We start from the raw sequence: 19,328 nt of genomic DNA, 5'->3' as shown, positions 1-19,328 counted from the left end.
CGCCTATCCTGCTGCTAGATGGTCACGTTCAGTGCTGCCCTGTAGCCTGCCGCGGCGGAGCCGGTCATGGTGGCCAGCTGGTAGATGCCGCCGTCGTCCCCGAAGACGTTGTCTGACTTCAGCGTGGTCCGGGCCATGTTGGTGACACTCTTTTCGTATCCGGGGGTTGCGTAGACGTCGTCACACGCCGCCTTGGTCAGGGCAATCTGCGAGACGGCGAGCACCTGGCCGGCGGCGGTGGCATTGGACATGGACTCGAAGGCTTCGAAGTGGATGTGCGGCCAGCGCCCGGAGTAGGCACCGGGGAAGATGGACGAAAAAGTGACCTGGCCGTTGGCGTCCGCCTCCTGGACCCCGCGCAGGTAGTTTTCGTTCCGCAGGCTCGAATCGTACAGCGAGTATTTGCCGTCCCGGTCACAATGCCAGGCGTAGACCGCCGCGCCGGCAAGCGGTGTGCAGCCGTTGGAGTTGTCCAGCAGGGTCAGGGTAAACGCCAGCGGCACGCCTACTGCCGTGGCCGATCCGGTGCCGAAGCTGGAGGTGATGTCCCGGCGCACCACGCCGGAAGCTTCCAGGACGTTGGGTCCGTTGGAGCCGTCACCCGGGTACGGCCCGGCGGTTTCCTGCGGAATCTCCACGCCACATTCGGCGATGGCACGGGTCGGGGTGGGCGCAGCGGTGGCCGGGGACGACGCCGAAGAAGCCGCCGCAGCGGAAGGAGTGGCCGTTGCGGTTGCTTCCGCCGTTGACGTGGCCGCTGTGCTGGATGCGCCGGGGGAACCGGGGGTGCAGGCGGCCAGGGCGATGGCGGCACCGCCGGCACCAAAGAACATGCCGAGGGAGCGGCGGCTCATCATCGTCGACAGGTCGAATTCGAGGCCGCGGTCGTGGTCCGGGTGCGGCTGGTGGGCGTCGCCGTGAAGCTCATGGGGTTTCTGCGAATTGGTCATCTCCCCATCAAAAGCCACAGCACTATGGTCCGCATAGGCGCTTTCTGTGAGCGGCCTGTGAGGCGTTGGCCCAAACATCGACTCCCCGGGCTGACCGCTCCGCCCTACCCCTGGGAGTGCGTCCGCGCCTCGGCGCTGACGGCAGCCCGGTGCCCCAGGTTCCGCGAGACGGCGCGGGCGGCCGCACGGACAGCCGGGGCCAGCACGTTCGGGGGCGTGGACCCGTCCGGAACCACGATGGACAGGGACGCCACCACGGAGCCCTGGGCATCGAAAATAGGGGACGCCACGGAGACGGTCCGGGACGGGACGGTACGGCGGATCATCGCGATGCCGGTGCGCCGCACATCCGAAAGTGTCCTGCGCAGCTGGCCTTCAGGCATCTCGGGCACACCCGGCTCATTTTCCGGCGGGCGCTTCAGGATGGTTTCCTGGAACTGCTGGTCCGCCCCGGCCAAAAGAACGAGGCCAATGGCGGTGGAACGCAGCGGCGCCCGTCCACCCACCCGGTACGCCACCTCGGTGGCGTCCTTCGCGGACAGCCGCTCGATCAGCACCGCCTGCTCGTTGTCCCGCACCGCCAGCAGGACGTGGTGCCGGGTCACTTCGAAAAGGTCCTCCAGGTACGGAAGCGCAATCTCCCGCACCCCGTGTCCACGCGGGGACAACGACGCCACTTCCCACAGCCGGACCCCCACCACGTACCGGCCGTCGTCGAGCCTTTCCAGCGCACCCCAGGCCACCAGCCGCGCGATCAGCCGCAGCGCCGTTGGCGCGGGCATGTCCGCGTAGCGCGCCAGCTCGGACAGGGTCAGTGCGCGGCGCCGGTCGGAAAAGACCGCCAGCAGGCTCAGTGCCCGGTCGATGACGGGTTCGCCCTGTTTGGGCCGTTTTCCGCGGGCTGGCGGGATGTCCGTTTCCGGAGTGACAGTCATGGCAGAAAATTCCTAGCGCCGTTGGCAGTACTGATGGCTTGCAGTGAGCTGAACCACAATACTATTCCAACCATTGAAAGAACCCTGTGGAGGGGAAGTGGCGGCCAACGAAGCTGGAACTTCCAGCAACCGCACTCCAGGAGTCCTGCCGCATGACCGCCCCCACCCGGCTTCGGGCCGAGCACTTGTCCGAGGCAATGGGACTGACCACCACCGTGCCGCGGCTCAGCTGGACCCCGCCCGCCGGAACCACCGCCCAGACCGCGTACCGCATCACCGCGGGCAACGGCTGGGACACCGGCAAGGTTGAGGCGGGCACCTGCAGCGGCATCCGCTACAGCGGCCCGGCGCTCGGATCGAGGGAGCGGTTCGAGTGGCGCGTCCGCACCTGGAACACCGACGAACACGGCACCGAAACAACAAGCGACTGGTCCGAACCGATGCCCGTGGAGCTGGGCCTGCTGCACACGGCGGACTGGACCGCGCAGTGGATCGGGCCCGACGAGCCGGAGATTCCGTCCCCGGGGGAGCGGCCCGGCTACGCCCTCACCAAGACCTTCACCCTGCCCGCGGCCCCGCACAGGGCCCGCGCCTACGCCACCGCCAACGGCATCTACGAGCTCTTCATCAACGGCCACCGTGTGGGCGACCAGCAGCTCACTCCCGGCTCCACCAGCTACAACACGACGCTCCAGGTCCAGGCCTACGACGTCACCGGTCTGCTCCGCGATGGCAGCAACACCATCCGCGGGGTCCTTACCGACGGCTGGTACCGCGGCACCTTCGGATACACGCGCGACGCCGATATGTACGGTACGCACACAGCCTTCCTGGCGCAGCTCGAATTGGAGTCCGCGGCGGGCAAGCAGGTCATCGGTACCGACAGCTCGTGGATGGTGTCCGCCACGGAGATCCTCGGCGCCGACCTCATGGCCGGCCAGCGCGTCGATTTCAGTACGGCCGACGGCGGGAGCCCGCCCCAGCCGGGAAACAGCGGCACTGGTGCCTGCGCACCGAAGCCGCATCACGCCGTCGTCCGCCCCGGCAGCTTTGCCGCACTGACCGGACCCCTCGCGCCGCCCACCCGGGTGACGCAGGAGCTTGCCCCGGTGCGCATCACGCGGCTGGCCAACGGCAACCAGGTGGTGGACTTCGGCCAGAACATCCACGGCTGGGTCCGGCTCATGAAGCTCGGGGTGCCGGGCGAATCCGTCACCCTGGAATACGGCGAATGGCTTGGGGAGGACGGCGACGTCACCCGGGACCACCTGCGTCCCCTCGACTTCCGGACGCCGGGTGCCTTCCGTGAGGCGGGCCAGGTGGACACGGTCATCGCCGCGGGTGCCGAGGGCGAAGTCTTCGAACCCCGGCATTCCACCCACGGCTTCCAGTTCGTCTCCGTGCAGGGCCTGGAGGAGGATTTGCAGCCGGCGGACATTACCGGCTGCCTGGTCCGGACCGACCTGGAGCGGATCGGTACCTTCCACTGCAGCGATGAACGGCTGAACAAGCTCCACGACATTGTTGAATGGAGCTTCCGGGGCAACTCCTGCGAGGTCCCCACCGATTGCCCGCAGCGCGAAAAGGCCGGCTGGACCGGGGACTGGCAGCTGTTTGTCCCCACCGCCGCCTACCTCTACGACGTGACCGGGTTCTCCCGGAAGTGGCTGCGCGATGTCCGCGCCGACCAATGGGACAACGGAGTCATCGCCAACATCTCGCCGTCGCCAGGCCCAGCCGTCACTTCGACTGAGTTCATGGGTTTCACCAACGGGTCCGGCGGCTGGGGCGATGCCGTGGTCATGGTGCCCTGGGAGATCTACGTCGCCTCCGGGGACGCCGGGATCCTCGCCGAGAACTGGGAGGCGATGCAGCGCTGGCTGCGCTTTGTCCGGACCACCGCCGAAACGCAGCGCCACGCCGCCCGCGCCGCAGCACGCCCCGTCCCTGCGCCGCACGAGCAGTACCTGTGGGACACCGGCTTCCACTTTGGTGAATGGATGGAGCCGGCCGGGCCGGAACCTGACTTGTTCGCCGCCCGCACAGCTGACCACGGGATCGTGGCCACCGCCTACTACCGGCACACCACCCATCTGATGGCCCGCATCGCTGCCGTCCTGGCCCTGGATGCGGAGGCCGCCGAGCTGGCGGAACTTTCGCACCGGATCCGGCACGCGTGGGAGACGGAATACCTTAACTCCTTGGGCCGCGTCACTCCAGCCAGCCAGGCCAACTGCGTCCGCGCGCTCGCCTTCGAACTGGTCACCCCCGGTCACCGCCCCGCCGTCACCACGCAGCTAACCGGACTCGTCCAGGAGGCCGGCACCCACCTCGGGACAGGGTTCCTAGCCACGCCCTACCTGCTCCCGGTCCTGGCCGACAACGGCGAACTGGACCTCGCCTACCAGCTCCTGATGCAGGACTCGGAACCGTCGTGGCTCACCATGGTGGACCGCGGAGCCACCACCATGTGGGAGCTGTGGAACGGCATCGACGCCAACGGCACCCCGCACCAGTCGCTGAACCACTACAGCAAGGGCGCCGTGGTTTCCTTCCTGCACCGCTACACGGCGGGGCTGCGGCAGGCTCCCGGAAGCGCGGGCTGGGAGCACATCATCATTGAGCCGCGCCCCGGCGCGGGCCTGACGTCCGCGTCCACATCGCATCACGGGCCGCGGGGCCTGATCGGGGTGCAATGGACTGTGTCAGGCGGGGCAGCGCTGGAGGGGATACAGGACGGCGACGTGCTGACGCTCACTGCCACGATCCCCGCCGGCACCACCGCGGAGGTGCGGCTGCCCGGGGAACCCGCCGCCGTCGTCGGGCCCGGACACCATACTTTCCTCGCCGGGACCGGCGCGGACACCGCACAACCTCAACTGATGAGGAGCACACTATGACAGTGGACAACGCTACCGACGTAATGGACCCGACCCGGCCTGATATTTCGCAGCCCGGAGGCAGGAAGGTTCCGCCGTTCCCCGTCTTCGATGCGCCCGGGACCGGCGAGCAGGTCTCGGACGCCTCCTCGGTGCACCGCGAGGTCACCTATGCCAGGGCCATCGGGTTCCGGCCGCTGAAGATGGACATCTGGCTGCCCCGCAACGCGGCCGGGCCCACACCGCTGGTCCTCTGGGTGCACGGCGGCGCGTTCCAGCTGGGCGACCGCCGGGAACTGCCGCCCACGTTCGCGCCCGACTCCGTGTTCCGGCTGCTCAACCAGGCCGGCATTGCCTGCGCCACGGCGGACTACCGGCACTCCCTGGAAGCGGCGTTCCCGGCACAGCTCCACGACCTCAAAGCCGCGGTCCGCTACCTCCGCGAATTCGCCGGCGACCTCAACATCGACCCGGACCGGTTCGGAGCCTGGGGCGAATCCGCCGGCGGGCACCTGGTGGCACTCCTGGGCCTCACCGGCAACCGCGACGACCTGGAGGGCGGACTCGGTGTGCAGGGGCACCCAAGCAGCGTCAGCGCCGTCGTCGACTTCTACGGCGTTTCCTCGCTGGTGGGCATTCCCCCCATCAGCACCCCCGACGGGCTCTTTCCCGCTGCCCTGACTGCCGCTGTCCCGCCGGGAATGTCGCTGCAGCCGGAGAACATGCTGGTGGGCGGCTCGGATGATCCCGGACTGCTGGCCGCGGCCAGCCCCGTCAGCTACGTGACCGCTGATGCCGCACCGTTCCTCCTGGTCCACGGCGATTCGGATGGCCTGGTCCCGCACTCGCAGACCGACCTCCTGGCCGCCGCGCTCGCCGACGCCGGAGTGGAACATGACGTCGTAACCATCACGGGCGGCGACCACTGCTTCTTTGGTGCCGAGGACCAGTTGGACACCATCCTGGCCACCGCCGTCGACTACTTCTCGAGGAAGCTGGGAACGCCATGACATCCTGGACGGAACCAGCCACGGCTTCCGCCGGGCTTTCGCAGGCTGCGCAGGGGGAGACGGCCGCCGGTTTCGCCGAGTACCTGGCCAGCCCGGAAGGGCCCCAGTTCCTGAACCCTGACGCGGTGCGCTCGCCGGGCCCGGACGTCCCCATTCGCACGGTGACGGCCGACGGGCGCCACGGCCCGGTGGCCATCCGGATCTACGGTGAACCGGCCGGCACGGACAGCCCGGCCCTGGTGTGGCTGCACGGCGGCGGATTCGTCAGCGGCAGCGTGGATATTCCGGAATCGGACTACCTGGCACGGGTGCTCGCGGACCAGGGCACGCCGGTGCTGTCCGTGGACTACCGCCTGGCCCGCGACGGGGTGTCGTTCCCCATCCCGCACGACGACGCACTGGCCGGGTGGTTCTGGGCCCGGGAGAACGCCGAATCCCTGGGCCTGGATCCGGACCTGCTCTGCCTGGGCGGTGCGGGCGCCGGAGGCAACCTGGCCGTGGGTGCCGCGCTCTACCTGATTGACGCAGGCAAGCCGCTGCCCGCCAAGCTCCTGCTGGCCTACCCGTTCCTGCACGCGGAACTTCCGCCACCGGCCGGGGGACTGGACCCGGAGGTCATGGCCGGGCTGCCCAGGCACCTGCGGTTCACCGTGGAGGACTGCATCCGGACGGCGGAGAACTACGTGGGCGGGCCTGTCAGCATGGCATCATCCTACGCGATGCCCGGCTACGCTGACCCTGCCGGGCTTCCGCCCACAGCTCTCCTGGCGTGCGAGTACGACGACGCCCGCGGCTCCACCGAGCTGTTTGCCTCCGCCTTGGAGCGGGCAGGGGTTCCGGTGTCGTTCTTCCTCGCCCAAGGCGCGGTCCACGGCCACCTCAACCACACAGCCGGCCTCCCCGAGGGGCAGGCGGCCCTGGATTTCCTGGCCCGGGAGCTGGCAGCGGTACGGCCGGCATAGCTGGGGAGGGGTTCTACGCCCTAACCCGGAATGCCTGGATTTCCCCAGCGAGTTCGGGCGCAAGCCGGACGGCGGTCTCCTCCACATATGCGGCGGCGGTGGCCGCCAGCGAGTTGTACAGGGTGACAAAAATCCGTCGCGCCTCGAACAGCGGAAATTCGCGGGGCAGGAGTTCCGGCGGCAGCCCGGGGTCCTCCCAGGGGAACGCCCGCCACGCATCGATAACCTCGGTCCGCAGCCTGAAGGCCTCCGCGCCGCTGAGCTGTTGTGGGTCGAGCGTCCGGGCTTTCTGGCCGTAGGTGTCGATGAATGGCCCGTACTGCCGCCGGACATCCTCCAAGTCCCATGCAGCAATCAGCGGCCGGCCGCGCAGCTCCGCCTCGGGTGTGCGGAAGATGGCATAGTTTTCCACCCCCAGGTGCCGGCAGGAGTCCTCCAGTTCGTCCGCGGTGTCCCACGCCGAAACCCATACGGCTCCGTACAGCGGGGCGAAGCCCAGCCATTTGAGCCGGCTCCGCAGCAGGTCGCGCATTTCCCGGGAGCTCTCCGGCACTGTGAATGCCACTACCGTCCACATCCCGTCCCACCGGCGCTCTTCGGAGCCGAAACCGCCGATTTGGCCCACACCGACGTCCAGGCGGGCCTTCGCTTCCGGCGTGAACCGGTAGCGGGACGTGCGCCCGGCATTCGACTGCTCCAGGACGTCCCGCCCGGCCAGACGGCTCAATGCGGTTGACGTCGCAGAGGAGCTGAGGCCAAGGGACCCTGCCAGCGACACAATCAGGCGGGACGGCAGCCAGGCGGCGGAACCCCGCCAATAGTCCGCAAGCATGGTCACCACCAGATGCTGGGACGCCGACCCCTTCAGCGGCCGCGGGAAATTGACCTGTTCGGCGGCAATCCGGGCGGAGGCGGGGCCGCCGGGGGAGGTAGGGGGCTCTGAGGTCACGGTCCATCTTCTCAGGCCGGGCGCCCGTGGCACGATATGTTTTGCAGTTTTATTGACGCTCGTGCCAAAAAGCGCATAGCATCTATGTAGTGATCCGGCCCACAACAGTGCGCCGGCGCGACCGTCCCCCGGCAGGCGCCTGCTAACCCCATAATTTCCAGGAGATCCGCAATGACCGCAGGTCCCAGTCCGGTGACGCCGTTGTCCCCGGACGCACTACCAGTTCCCGCATCAACCGAACAGGGCACGAAAAACGCCCGCCGGGCCGCCGTTGCAAGTTTCATCGGCAGCACCCTCGAGTACTACGACTTCTTCATCTACGGCTCAGCCTCGGCCTTGATCTTCAACAAGATCTTCTTCCCGGGCATCGACCCCGGCCTGGGCATGGTCCTTTCCATGGCCACCATTGGCATCGGCTACGTGGTGCGGCCCCTGGCTGCCGGGGTGATTGGCCACTTCGGTGACCGGATCGGCCGCCGGCAGATGCTCGTGCTGACGCTGGTCCTCATGGGAGTAGCGACGTTCCTGATCGGCTGCCTTCCTCCGGCGTCCGCCATCGGTGCCGCCGCGCCCGTCCTTCTGGTCCTTCTGCGCGCACTGCAGGGAGCCTCGGCAGCCGGTGAGTCCGTGGGCGCCGTCACCATGACCATGGAACACGCCCCCACCCACAAGCGGGCCTTCTACGCCAGCTGGGTCAATACAGGCGCGGTGGCGGGCATCATGCTGGCATCGCTGGCCTTCCTCGCGGTGTCGCTCCTGCCGCAGGAGGACCTCCTCGCGTGGGGATGGCGCCTGCCGTTCCTTGCCAGCATCCTGGTTGTCTCTGTGGGCCTGTACATCCGGCTGCGCCTCCCGGAATCGGAGGTGTTCGAGGCCGCCAAGGACGAGAGCCAGAACCACGAACTCCCTATCAAGGTGGTCCTGCGGGACCACTGGGCCACCATCCTCAAGGTGATCCTCTTTGGTCTCTGGAGCGTGGTTTCCTCGGTTTTTTCCGCCTTCGGGCTGGCCTACGCCGGCAAGCTCGGGGTCCCGGCGGCCGTCATGCTGACCGTCACCATCGTCACTGCAGCCCTGGGCATCATCGTCCAGCCGTACGCAGGCATCCTGGCGGACCGGATCGGACGCAAGCCGGTGTTCATCACCGGCAACATCGTCTGTGCAGCGGCAGTCTTTGCCTTCTTCTGGTCCATCAGTGCCGGTTCCATCCCGCTGATCTTCGCCACGGCCATCCTCTTCATGACGGTTGGCTACGGCATGGTCAACCCGCTTGGCCCATCCATGACGGCGGAAATGTTCGAAACCAGGATCCGTTACACGGGAGCAGCCACTGCCTCCCAACTGGGGCTTGTCGTCACGGGCTTTGCGCCTGCCATTGCCGCCGCGATCGTCCAGCCCGGCCCGGACGGCTGGTTGCCCGTTGCCGCCTTCACGGCCGCCTGCTGCCTTGTCTCCGCCGTCGTGACCGCCGTGTGGGTCAAGGAGACCTACCGGACCAGGACTGAAGACCTCGGCAAGCGGCCCGTCCAGGCCGCCTCAGCAACAACCCAGCCCTAACCCAACGAAAGGCATGCACGTGCGCTACCCGGTCGTCGTCGAAGGCGATGTTGAAGCAACCATGACCGACGGAACCGTCCTGCGGTCCACCGTCTACCGGCCTGAAGCGCCGGGTGAAACCTTCCCGGTGCTGCTGACCCGCACACCCTATGGGCGGGACCTGGCGGTCAACTCGGCCTACTTCAACCCCGTTACGGTCGCGGCGGCCGGGTATGTGGTGGTGATGCAGGACTGCCGCGGAAGGTTCGGCTCCGAAGGCATCTTCGAGCCGTCCGTCAATGAAGCGTCCGACGGCGCCGCGACCGTTGAGTGGGCGGTGCACCTTCCATGGTCCAACGGTTTGGTGGGCATGTGGGGCCGCTCCTACTTCGCGGAGACACAATGGCGCGCCGCCCGGCAGGCCCCCGCAGGCCTCAAAGCCCTGGCGCTGGGCGTTTCCGCCGGCGGCAACGCCAATAACGGCGCTCTGTACCGTGGCGGCGCCCACGAGTTCGGCAGCCGGCTCGCCTGGGGCCACGCTTCAATCTCGCTGAATGAACTGATGCGTGAACATGGTGATGATCCCGAGCGGCGCGAAAAGGAATTCCAGGAATGGCTTGCCCTGGACGCCGGATTTGCCGACGGTTCCTGCTATGGCGTCCTGCCGCTGCGGGACCTGGAACCCGGGCTCGGTACCTTCCTGCGCAACCACGTGACGCCATCCGCGGGGGAGGGGCCGGGCAGCGGCTTCTGCCGGCTGTGGGATGCCGCCTCCGCGGCTGCCGTGCCGATGCCGACCCTGCACATCGGCGGCTGGTTCGACATTTTTTCCCCTAACACGCTGGACCAATACCGCCGCCAGGCGGCCCTCAGCCTTACCCAGCCGGGCGTGGAACCCCGCCTCATCATGGGGCCCTGGACGCACACCAACCTCTCCGGCGGGTACGCGGACATCCACTTCGGCGCCGCTGCTTCCGCCGGAATTGTCGATGGCCGCGGAGACATTTCGTCCCTCCACACTGCTTGGTTCGACGCCGTCCTCAAGGGTGACGAACAGGCCATCGCCGCGGTCCCCAAAGTGCTGGTGTATTTCCTGGGCGAGAACCGCTGGCGGGGTTTTGATGAACTGCCAGCCCCCTCACGGCACAAGTCGTGGTTCCTTTCCCCCGAGGGGGCGCTGCTTGACCACGCCACGGAGGACGGCGCCGTCGACTATGTATACGACCCCCTGGATCCGGTGCCCGCCACGGGAGGAGCCACCATGCTTGCCGGAGCCTTCCCCGCGGGTCCCGCCCGCCAGGACGCCGTTGAGGCGCGAACTGACGTCGCCGTCTTCACTTCAGATCCATTCACAGAACGCACCACCATCTTCGGCGCGGTGACCGCCACAATCTTCGCATCGTCCAGTGCCGTGGATACCGACTGGGTGGTCCGACTCTGCAAGGTCTCCGGGGACGGGGTTTCATTGGGAATCGCAGACGGGATTGTCCGGGCGTCCTGGCGCGAGGCCTATGCGGAGACCGGCCTGTTCAAGGAAGGGCATCCCCAGTCGCCCATCGAGCCGGGGAAAGTCTACGAGTACACGGTTAGCCTGTGGGAAACGGCGCTGACCTTTGCGCCGGGGGAGCGGCTGCGCTTGCAGGTGACCTCCAGCTGCCACCCGCGCTGGGACCGGAACCTGAACACCGGCAAGCTGGCCTACGAGTCGGGAGCTGCCGTGACCGCCAAACAGAGCATCCATGTGGGCACCTCCTACCCCAGCCGCCTAACGGTGGGGATACTGTGACAATGCCCGTTCCGGCGCGCCTGGAGTTCCTGATGGAGCTAAACGTGGCGGTGGAACCGCCCATTGATGTTGGTCCCGCCCCCACCGGCCACCGCAGGATCGTCCCGATCACGGGTGGAACGATGGTTGGCCCCACATTCAGCGGCAAGGTGCTGCCTGGCGGCGCCGATTTCCAGGTCCTCCACAGCCCGGAACTGACCGAACTCGATGCCCGCTACATCGTCGAAACCGATGACGGGGCATTGATCCATGTGCACAACAGCGCGATCCGCCACGGCTCGGCAAGCGACATTGCACGATTGAACCGCGGCGAAAGGGTGGATCCGGCCGCCATCTACTTCCGCTGCTCCCTGAGGTTGTCCACTGCCTCCGACGAGTGGGCATGGCTGAACCACATTGTCGCCGTGGGCACTGGGGAGCGGTTCCCCGATTTCGTGAGGATTGCAGTCTTCATCGTCCGCTAGCTTGCCGGCATGGCAGGGGCGAGCTGCCGGCGGTCCAGCGGACGTAACGCTTTCGGCGTCCGCCGGCGCTGCCGGCAACGCACTTAGCCGGGACTCGGGCTGCTTTCGACCACCGAAGCGTGGCTGCTGGACCAGATGTCACCCATCTCCTCGGTGGACTGCTCCACGATCCGGCTCATGGCGGCGTGCGCGGCGGCAGCCTGCCCACGCTGGATCGCGCTGGCCACGTCCACGTGCAGCTGCAGCGCCTCATGGTCCGGAAGATGGGGCATCAGGCCGTGCTGGGTCCGTCCGGCCAGCACTTCCGCCACGAGTTTGTGCAGCTGCGAAAACATGAGGTTGCCCGAGGCGTTGAGGACCGCGGCATGGAACTCGATGTCCAGGCGCAGGAAATCGTCCTGGTCTCCCCGCTGCCCGGCGGCCCACAGCCGGGCAGCCATGGAAACAAGGTCGCTGGCCTCATCCAGTGAGGCGCGTTCAGCGGCAAGCCGGGCTGCCTGCGGTTCAATGGCGCCGCGCAGCTCGTTCAGTGCCCGCAACTGCTCCAGCCGCTTGGCCGATGCCAGCCGCCACCGGATCACCTGCGGGTCATAGAGGTTCCAGCTGGCCTCGGGTTGAACCACGGTGCCCAGGCGCCGGCGCGATTCCAGCATGCCCATGGAGGACAGGACGCGGGTGGCCTCCCGGATCACGGAGCGGGACACCTTGTGCTGCGCCTCCAGCTCATCCAGCCGCAGGATCGAATTCGGTGCCAGAGTTCCCTCGGCGATGGCGAGCCCCAGGTTCTCGACCAGCGACGAATGCAGGTCAGGGGACAACGCCGCCTTTGGGATGGTCATGAATAAATCATATGGGGGGATAGCCAGGTCTTGTATATGTCTGCCTTATTTGTTTATGCTCGCTAAACACAACAGACGTAAAGTGGCGTCTGTCACCTGCCCGCGAAGCTGCGGGCCCTAAAGGCAAAGGGAGTCGTAATGAAGCGGCGTTCAATTGTGAAGTACGCGGCAGTTGCCGCAGCGATGTCGCTGGGGCTGACCGCCTGCAGCGGCGGCGGAGGCGGCAGCGACCAGGCGAAGGAGTCAGGGACCGTCCGCGTCACCCTGGCCAACCACGTCTGGACCGAGGGCATCAAGGCCGCCATTCCGGAGTTCGAGAAGTCCAGCGGGCTCAAGGTGGAGCTGACCCAGCTCGGCGAGGACCAGCTTTCGGACCAGTACAACGTCAAGCTCAACGCAGGCAGCGACGAGATCGACGTCATGATGTACCGCCCGCTGCAGGAAGGCAAGGCGTTCGCCAAAAACGCCTACCTGGCGGACCTCACCAAGAACGTCTCATCTGACTCCGGCTGGGACTGGAAGGACTACCAGGAGGGCCCGGTCAAGGCCACCACCGTTGACGGCAAGGTGGTTGGCGTTCCGATCATCACCGAACGCGAAGTCCTCTACTACCGCAAGGACCTGCTCCAGGCCGCAGGGCTCCAGGTGCCCAAGACCATGGAGGAACTCGAAGCGGCAGCCAAGGCCATCAAGGCTTCCTCCCCTGACACCGCCGGCTTCGTGGCCCGCACCGGCAAGTCCACCGCGGTGACCCAGTTCTCCAGCTTCCTGTACAGCTTCGGCGGCGATTTCATGGACGCCAGCGGCAAGGCCTCCGTCAACACCGATGCAGCCAAGAAGGCCTACGCCTACTACGGCGGCCTGATCCGCAACTACGGTCCCGCCAACGTCAGCACCGACATGAGCTGGCCGGAAGCGATGGCCATCTTCACCCAGGGCGGTGCCGCCTTCTACACCGAGGCTGATTCGCTCTACAAGAACGCCACGGACCCCGCCAAATCCAAGGTCGCGGACAAGGTGGGATTTGCTCCGCTGCCCGCCGGACCTGCCGGTTCCAAGCCGTACAACATTCCCTCCTGGGCCCTGGGCGTGAACCAGAACTCCAGCAACCAGGACAACGCCTGGAAGTTCATCCAGTGGGCAACCAGCAAGGAGCGGACCCTGGCCGCACAGAAGGCCGGCGTCCCGGGTCCGCGCACGTCCGTCTGGTCCAACCCTGACGGAACCGCCACCTACCCGAAGGACCTCGCCGACGCCATCTCCGCCAGCGCCAAGAACGGCGTAGGCCACGACCGGCCCGAGGTTGTCACGGTAGGCAAGGCACGTGAAATCGTGGGGGCCCCGATCGTCGCCTCCATCACCGGGGCGGATCCCGCTGCCGCGGCCAACGACGCCCAGACTGCTTTCCAGACCTTCCTGGACAGCGAAAAGAAGTAGGACGCCGGGCGCCCACGCGCCCAAACATCCCGCCGGGACGGCCCAAGGCCGTCCCGGCGCGGCCCACTTCACCGGCTCCCTTCGCCGGCCCACTTCACCCCCAACTCCTTAGGTGAAACCATGTCTGTCTTGAATCCTCCCCGCAGCACCCGCACCCGCCGGCCCAGCGGGCCCGTCGGTGCCGGGGGGAACTTCTCCGCCTGGGCCAACCGGCACCGCAAGTGGCTCTTCGCCGCACCGGCCATGATCTTCGTCGGCGTCCTGATCATCTTTCCGCTGGCCTGGACCCTGTACCTCAGCCTCACCGACTCCCAGGGCTCCGTCCGGGCCGCCACGGATTTCATCGGGCTGCAGAACTACATCACGGTCCTGAGCGATACCGAGCGTTTCTGGCCCGCCGTAGGCCGCACCCTGGCCTTCACCGGCGTCGCGCTGGCCTTCGAAGTGGTGCTGGGGATGGGCGTGGCGCTGCTCCTGTGGCGGCCCTTCCGTGGTGAAAAGTGGGTCCGCGTGGCCATCCTCCTGCCGCTGGTGGCCACCCCGGTGGCGGTCGGCATGATGTGGCGGCTGATCTTCGATCCCAACATCGGCTTCGCCAACCAGCTCCTGGGCGTGGTCGGCATTCCGCCCCAGCCGTGGCTGTCCGGGCAGGACACCGCCCTGGGCACCACCATCTTCATGGACGTGTGGCAGTGGACCCCCATGGTGGTCCTGATCCTGCTGGCCGGCCTGACCTCGCTCTCCGATGAACCGGACGAGGCCGCCCGCGTGGACGGTGCCAACGCCTTCCAGCGGTTCTTCTTCATCACCCTGCCCCTCATGATGCCCACCGTGATCGTGGCCATCCTGCTGCGCGGCATCGATGCCCTGAAGACCTTCGACATCCTCTACGCCACCAAGGGCAAGGGCGGCGGCTCGTTCCACGAAGTGGAGACCCTGAACGTCTACGCCTACGGACTGAGCTTCGACTACAACCAGTACGGGCTCTCCTCGGCGGTGCTGATCCTGTTCTTCATGATCATCATCGGCTCCATGTGGCTGCTCACCATGCGCAAGAAAGCGGTAAGCAAATGACCGTCATGACAGATTCCGCCGCCACCGCCGCGAAAAACCCGGGCAGGCGCCGCCGCAAGCCCCTGGCCACCCGCGCCTACAAGGTTTTCCGGGTTGTCGCCCTCATCCTCGTGGTGCTGTTCCTGCTAGCGCCGCTGTTCTGGATGCTCCTGGCGTCGCTGAAGACCAACGTGGACATCTACGACACCGGCAAGGCCATACTGTTCTCGCCCACCTTCGAGAACTACGCCAACGTGCTGCAGCGCAACAACTACTTCGTGTTCATCTTCAACAGCTTCTGGGTGGCCTTCGTCTCCACTGCGCTGTCCATCGTCCTGGGCGTCCCGGCCGCCTACGCCATGAGCCGGTTCACCATGCACCGCTCCGCGCTGGTGGTCCTGATGGCCCGCGTCATACCCGGCGTCTCACTCCTGGTGCCCTGGTACTACGTCTTCTCCAACCTGCGCATGGTGGGAAAGTTCGAGGTGCTGATCCTCAGCCACATGTTCGTCGCACTCCCGCTGATCGTCTACATCATGATGAGCTACTTCGACTCACTGCCCCTGGAGCTGGAGGAATCAGCCGAGGTGGACGGGCTCACGCCGATCGGTGCCTTCCGGCTGATCACGCTTCCGCTCGCGGTGTCCGGCATCGCCACGGCGGGCATCCTGTCCTTCATCTTCTCGTGGAACAACTTCATGTTCGCCCTGGTTCTCTCGGGCGCCAAGACCAAGACCCTGCCGGTGGCGATCTTCGACTTCGTCTCCTACGCCAGCATCGACTGGGGCGGGCTGATGGCCGCGGCAACCGTTGTCACCATCCCCATCATGATCATTGCGCTCTTCACGCAGAAGTACATCGTCTCCGGCCTGACCGCCGGCGCCACCAAGGGTTAGGACCGCCGCGTGACCGTCATCAGCCGGATCGAAACATTCCTTGTTCCACCCCGCTGGCTCTTCGTCCGGGTCGAGACCGAAAGCGGCATCGTGGGGTGGGGCGAGGCCACCTGCGAGGGCCGCAGCGAGACGGTGCGCGCCGCCGTCGGACAACTCTCGGAACTGCTCATCGGACGGGACGCCCTCCGGATCGAAGACCACTGGCAGGTCATGACCAAGGGGTCCTTCTACCGGGGCGGCCCCATCCTTGCCAGCGCCGTGTCCGGCCTGGACCAGGCCCTCTGGGACATCGCGGGCAAGCATTTCAACACCCCCGTGCACCAGCTCCTGGGCGGCCACGTCCGTGACCGGATCCGGATGTACGGCTGGGTGGGCGGCGACGAGCCGAACGAAGTGGCGGACCAGATCAGCGCCCAGCTGGACGTGGGCCTCACCGCCGTCAAAATGAACGCCAGCGGACGAATGAGCCCGGTGGCATCAGTCGCGGAAATCGACGGCGTCATCCGCCGCGTTGCCGCAGCCCGGCAGGTCCTGGGCGACCACCGGGACGTCGCCGTCGACTTCCACGGCCGGTTCAGCCTGGCCAACGCCCGGCGCGTGGCCCCGTTGCTGGAACCGTTCCGGCCCTTCTTCCTTGAAGAGCCGGTGGTTCCGGAAAACACCCACCTGCTCCGGGAGTTCACCGCCTCCACCACCACCCCGGTATCCACGGGGGAGCGGCTGTACAACCGGCAGGAGTTCCTGCCGGCACTGCAGGCAGGCATTGCCGTGGCCCAGCCGGACCTCTCCCACGCCGGCGGCATCACGGAAGTCCGGAAGATCGCCGCGCTGGCTGAAGTCTATGAAGTGCAGCTGGCGCCGCACTGCCCGCTGGGGCCCCTGGCACTGGCCGCCTGCCTCCAGGTGGGCTTCGCGACGCCCAACTTCCTCATCCAGGAACAAAGCATCGGCATCCACTACAACCAGGGCGCCGAAGTCCTCGACTACGTGGTGGACAAGACCCCCTTCAAGTTCGTTGACGGCCACATCGAGCGGCTCACCGGGCCGGGGCTGGGCATCGAAATCGACGAGGCCGTGGTACGTGCCGCCGACAAGCGCGGCCATGCCTGGCGCGGCCCGGTGTGGCGCCACCCCGACGGATCCTTCGCAGAATGGTGAACCCATGACTTTCGACAATTCAGCTGTTACCTCCTCCAGCCTGCTGGCCGGCATCCGGCAGGCGCGGCTTGTCGGGATCGTCCGCGGGAACGACGGCGGTGTTGCCGCCAAGGCGGCGCTGGCGGCGATGGAGGAAGGCTTCCGGTACGTGGAGATCGCGCTCACCACGCCCAACGCGCTGGAGGCAATCCGCGAAGTCCGCGCGGCTGCCCCGGACGGGTGCTTCGTCGGCGCCGGCACCGTGCTGAGCCAGGCCGACGTCGAACAGGTCACCGCAGCCGGCAGCCAGTTCATCGTCACGCCTTCCCTTGCCCCGTCGATCCGTGAGGCGGCCAGCGCCGGCATCCCGGTCCTGGCCGGGGCGCTGACTCCCAGCGAGGCGTACGAGGCGATGGAACGCGGGGCCACCGCCATCAAACTTTTTCCGGCATCAATCGGCGGCCCCGGCTACCTGAAAGCTGTCCGCGACCCGTTCCCGGACATCCCCTTCATCGCCGTGGGCGGCGTGGGCCTCAGCGAAGCCACCGGTTACTGGGAGGCCGGCGCCATCGCCGTTGGCCTGGGCGGGCCGTTGTTCGGCTCGGCTGCCTCCGGCGGCGACCTCGCGGAAATGCGGGAGCGGGCCCGGAGTTTCCTGGGCCTCGCCGCCGAGTTCGCAGCCCGTGACGGAAGCGGAACCCAGGCATGACCGGTGGTGCCGCACCCGGCCCGACCGGGCACGCGCCGGCCCCGCACGAGGTGGGCCTGCTGACGTTCGGCGAGTCCATGGTCTCGCTCCGGTCCGCCGGCCCGCTGGCGAACGGCGGCGTCCTGAACATGCAGGTGGCCGGGGCGGAATCGAACGTTGCCATCGGCGTCGCACGCCTGGGCCATACGGCGGCCTGGGCCGGGGTGGTGGGCGCGGACCCGCACGGCGAGTTCATCCTGAAGCAACTGCGGGGCGAGGGCGTGCAGCTGCACCACAGCGTGGATCCGGAGCGGAGCACCGGGGTGATGTTCCTGGAGCAGCGCACCGCCGACCTCAGCAGGGCCTTCTACTACCGTGCCGGATCGGCGGGGTCCACCATTTCACGCGCCCAGGTTTCGGCGGCCCTGGATGGCGGCGCCCGGATCCTGCACCTGACCGGCATCACCCCGGCGCTCAGCCCGGAAGCGCGGGATGTGGTGGAATACGCCGCAAAGCGGGCCGCGGCTGACGGAGTGATGGTCTCCCTGGATGTGAACTACCGCAGCAAGCTCTGGTCCCGGGACCAGGCGAGGGCAGTGCTTGGCCCGCTGGCCCGGCACGCCGCCATCGTCATAGCGTCCGACGACGAACTGGACCTGGTCGCCCCACCCGAGGACGGGAGCGGGGCGGCAGCGCCTACAGAAGCTGAGTCGCATGCGGCCGCGTGCCTGTTGGACCTGGGGGTCAGTGAAGTGGTGGTGAAGCGCGGCGCCGCGGGAGCGGCCGTCCACACAGCTGAAGGCCTTCTCGAAACCCCGGCCATCGCCGTGACGGCCGTGGACACCGTGGGGGCCGGTGACGCGTTCACCGCCGGCTACCTTTCGGCCCTGCTCGACGGCGGCGACGTCGCCGCCCGCCTGCACCGCGGCATCCTGGCCGGCGCCTTCGCCGTCAGCACCCGCGGCGACTGGGAAGGCCTGCCCCGCCGCGGGGAACTTGCACTGCTCGACGCCGCCCTGGGCAGCACCCAGCGCTGACACCTTGTCCCACTCACCAAAATTCCCTTCGACCCGAAAGCCAACCATGAAGATCATTGCCGCCGATGTTTTCGTTACCAGTCCGTCCCGGAATTTTGTGACGCTCCGGATTACTACTGAGGATGGTGTGACGGGTATTGGTGATGCGACGTTGAATGGGCGGGAGTTGGCTGTTGCGGCGTATTTGAAGGAGCATGTGGCGCAGCTGTTGATTGGCAAGGACGCGCATCGGATTGAGGATACGTGGCAGTTCCTGTACCGGTCGGCGTATTGGCGGCGGGGTCCGGTGACGATGGCGGCGATCGCTGCGGTGGATATGGCGTTGTGGGATATCAAGGGCAAGGTGGCCGGGCTCCCGGTGTACCAGCTGCTGGGCGGTGCGTCCCGGAACGGCCTGCGCGCGTACGGGCACGCCTCGGGCGCTGACATTGAGTCGCTGTTTGATTCGGTGCGGGAGCATTTGGAGCTCGGGTACAAGTCGATCCGGATCCAGACGGCGGTGCCGGGGATCAAGGCCGTGTACGGGGTCGCGGCGCAGGCGCAGGCGTCGGGGGAGCGGTATGACTACGAACCGGCCGGGCGGGGCGCGTTCCCGGTGGAGGAGGACTGGGACACTCGGGCGTATTTGCGGCACCTGCCGACGGTGTTTGAGGCGGTCCGGAACGAGTTCGGCCCGGAGATCCCTTTGTTGCATGACGGGCATCACCGGATGACGCCGATCCAGGCCGCGAAGCTGGGGAAGGCGTTGGAGCCGTATGACCTGTTTTGGC

16 protein-coding genes and 1 pseudogene are annotated in these 19,328 nt (G+C 67.2%); 13 read left to right on the top strand and 4 right to left on the bottom strand.

The window, feature by feature from the left end; translation table 11 throughout:
* Positions 1 to 14 precede the first annotated feature (14 nt).
* Both Q9R31_RS08185 and Q9R31_RS08180 read right to left on the bottom strand, forming a co-directional pair.
* On the bottom strand, positions 15 to 950 hold the full coding sequence (locus Q9R31_RS08185; RefSeq protein ID WP_311262224.1) for an intradiol ring-cleavage dioxygenase: 936 nt from the start codon (positions 948 to 950) through the stop codon (positions 15 to 17).
* Between the two features lie 104 nt (positions 951 to 1,054).
* Positions 1,055 to 1,885: an IclR family transcriptional regulator gene (locus Q9R31_RS08180; RefSeq protein WP_311262223.1), complete on the bottom strand. Its 831-nt coding sequence runs from the start codon at positions 1,883 to 1,885 to the stop codon at positions 1,055 to 1,057.
* A 152-nt stretch (positions 1,886 to 2,037) separates the two neighbouring features.
* Here Q9R31_RS08180 and Q9R31_RS08175 point away from each other — a divergent pair, with 152 nt between their 5' ends.
* The 3 genes from Q9R31_RS08175 to Q9R31_RS08165 are packed head-to-tail and all read left to right on the top strand — an operon-like array spanning position 2,038 to position 6,736.
* Positions 2,038 to 4,785 (top strand): family 78 glycoside hydrolase catalytic domain, encoded by a 2,748-nt coding sequence (locus tag Q9R31_RS08175; RefSeq protein ID WP_311262222.1) that lies wholly within the window; start codon positions 2,038 to 2,040, stop codon positions 4,783 to 4,785.
* Positions 4,782 to 5,774 carry an alpha/beta hydrolase gene (locus Q9R31_RS08170; RefSeq protein ID WP_311262221.1) on the top strand — a complete coding sequence of 331 codons (993 nt, stop codon included), beginning with the start codon at positions 4,782 to 4,784 and terminating at the stop codon, positions 5,772 to 5,774. Before Q9R31_RS08175 ends, Q9R31_RS08170 begins: the two co-directional genes overlap by 4 nt.
* Positions 5,771 to 6,736 carry an alpha/beta hydrolase gene (locus Q9R31_RS08165; protein ID WP_311262220.1) on the top strand — a complete coding sequence of 322 codons (966 nt, stop codon included), beginning with the start codon at positions 5,771 to 5,773 and terminating at the stop codon, positions 6,734 to 6,736. The genes Q9R31_RS08170 and Q9R31_RS08165 overlap by 4 nt, the downstream gene beginning before the upstream one ends.
* A 13-nt stretch (positions 6,737 to 6,749) precedes the next feature.
* Here Q9R31_RS08165 and Q9R31_RS08160 read toward each other — a convergent pair whose 3' ends face one another.
* Entirely contained in the window at positions 6,750 to 7,685 is a 936-nt protein-coding gene (locus Q9R31_RS08160; RefSeq protein ID WP_311262219.1) for a PaaX family transcriptional regulator C-terminal domain-containing protein, read from the bottom strand.
* 171 nt (positions 7,686 to 7,856) lie between these two features.
* On the opposite strand from Q9R31_RS08160, the gene Q9R31_RS08155 reads away from it, so the two are divergent.
* Genes Q9R31_RS08155 through Q9R31_RS08145 form a run of 3 tightly spaced genes read left to right on the top strand, consistent with a single transcriptional unit; the run spans position 7,857 to position 11,471 of the window.
* Positions 7,857 to 9,242 (top strand): MFS transporter, encoded by a 1,386-nt coding sequence (locus tag Q9R31_RS08155; RefSeq protein ID WP_311262218.1) that lies wholly within the window; start codon positions 7,857 to 7,859, stop codon positions 9,240 to 9,242.
* Positions 9,243 to 9,261: 19 nt separating this feature from the next.
* The gene (locus tag Q9R31_RS08150; protein ID WP_397428222.1) at positions 9,262 to 11,007 is read left to right on the top strand and encodes a CocE/NonD family hydrolase; all 1,746 of its coding nucleotides are present in this window, start codon (positions 9,262 to 9,264) and stop codon (positions 11,005 to 11,007) included.
* Positions 11,008 to 11,009: 2 nt separating this feature from the next.
* Complete coding sequence (locus tag Q9R31_RS08145) at positions 11,010 to 11,471, top strand: DUF3237 domain-containing protein (RefSeq protein ID WP_311262216.1); 462 nt, start codon at positions 11,010 to 11,012, stop codon at positions 11,469 to 11,471.
* 83 nt (positions 11,472 to 11,554) lie between these two features.
* On the opposite strand, the gene Q9R31_RS08140 is transcribed toward Q9R31_RS08145, so the two are convergent.
* Complete coding sequence (locus Q9R31_RS08140; RefSeq protein WP_311262215.1) at positions 11,555 to 12,310, bottom strand: FCD domain-containing protein; 756 nt, start codon at positions 12,308 to 12,310, stop codon at positions 11,555 to 11,557.
* A 138-nt stretch (positions 12,311 to 12,448) separates the two neighbouring features.
* Between Q9R31_RS08140 and Q9R31_RS08135 the strand changes: the two genes are divergently transcribed.
* The 7 genes and pseudogenes from Q9R31_RS08135 to Q9R31_RS08105 form a co-directional block, all read left to right on the top strand.
* The gene (locus tag Q9R31_RS08135) at positions 12,449 to 13,747 is read left to right on the top strand and encodes a sugar ABC transporter substrate-binding protein (RefSeq protein ID WP_311262214.1); all 1,299 of its coding nucleotides are present in this window, start codon (positions 12,449 to 12,451) and stop codon (positions 13,745 to 13,747) included.
* Between the two features lie 120 nt (positions 13,748 to 13,867).
* On the top strand, positions 13,868 to 14,821 hold the full coding sequence (locus tag Q9R31_RS08130) for a sugar ABC transporter permease (protein WP_311262213.1): 954 nt from the start codon (positions 13,868 to 13,870) through the stop codon (positions 14,819 to 14,821).
* On the top strand, positions 14,818 to 15,696 hold the full coding sequence (locus Q9R31_RS08125; RefSeq protein WP_311262212.1) for a carbohydrate ABC transporter permease: 879 nt from the start codon (positions 14,818 to 14,820) through the stop codon (positions 15,694 to 15,696). The genes Q9R31_RS08130 and Q9R31_RS08125 overlap by 4 nt, the downstream gene beginning before the upstream one ends.
* Positions 15,697 to 15,705: 9 nt before the next feature.
* The gene (gene dgoD / locus Q9R31_RS08120) at positions 15,706 to 16,854 is read left to right on the top strand and encodes a galactonate dehydratase (protein ID WP_311262211.1); all 1,149 of its coding nucleotides are present in this window, start codon (positions 15,706 to 15,708) and stop codon (positions 16,852 to 16,854) included.
* Between the two features lie 4 nt (positions 16,855 to 16,858).
* Positions 16,859 to 17,542, top strand: coding sequence for a bifunctional 4-hydroxy-2-oxoglutarate aldolase/2-dehydro-3-deoxy-phosphogluconate aldolase (locus Q9R31_RS08115; RefSeq protein WP_311262210.1), 684 nt, complete (start codon positions 16,859 to 16,861; stop codon positions 17,540 to 17,542).
* Positions 17,539 to 18,558: a sugar kinase gene (locus Q9R31_RS08110; protein WP_311262209.1), complete on the top strand. Its 1,020-nt coding sequence runs from the start codon at positions 17,539 to 17,541 to the stop codon at positions 18,556 to 18,558. Before Q9R31_RS08115 ends, Q9R31_RS08110 begins: the two co-directional genes overlap by 4 nt.
* A gap of 46 nt (positions 18,559 to 18,604) precedes the next feature.
* A pseudogene (locus Q9R31_RS08105) lies at positions 18,605 to 19,328 on the top strand (bifunctional D-altronate/D-mannonate dehydratase); the annotation flags it as partial.

It is taken from the genome of Pseudarthrobacter sp. BRE9, from assembly GCF_031844305.1.
In the GTDB taxonomy this organism is placed as follows: domain Bacteria; phylum Actinomycetota; class Actinomycetes; order Actinomycetales; family Micrococcaceae; genus Arthrobacter.
This window is presented reverse-complemented; position numbering and strand designations above follow the sequence as displayed.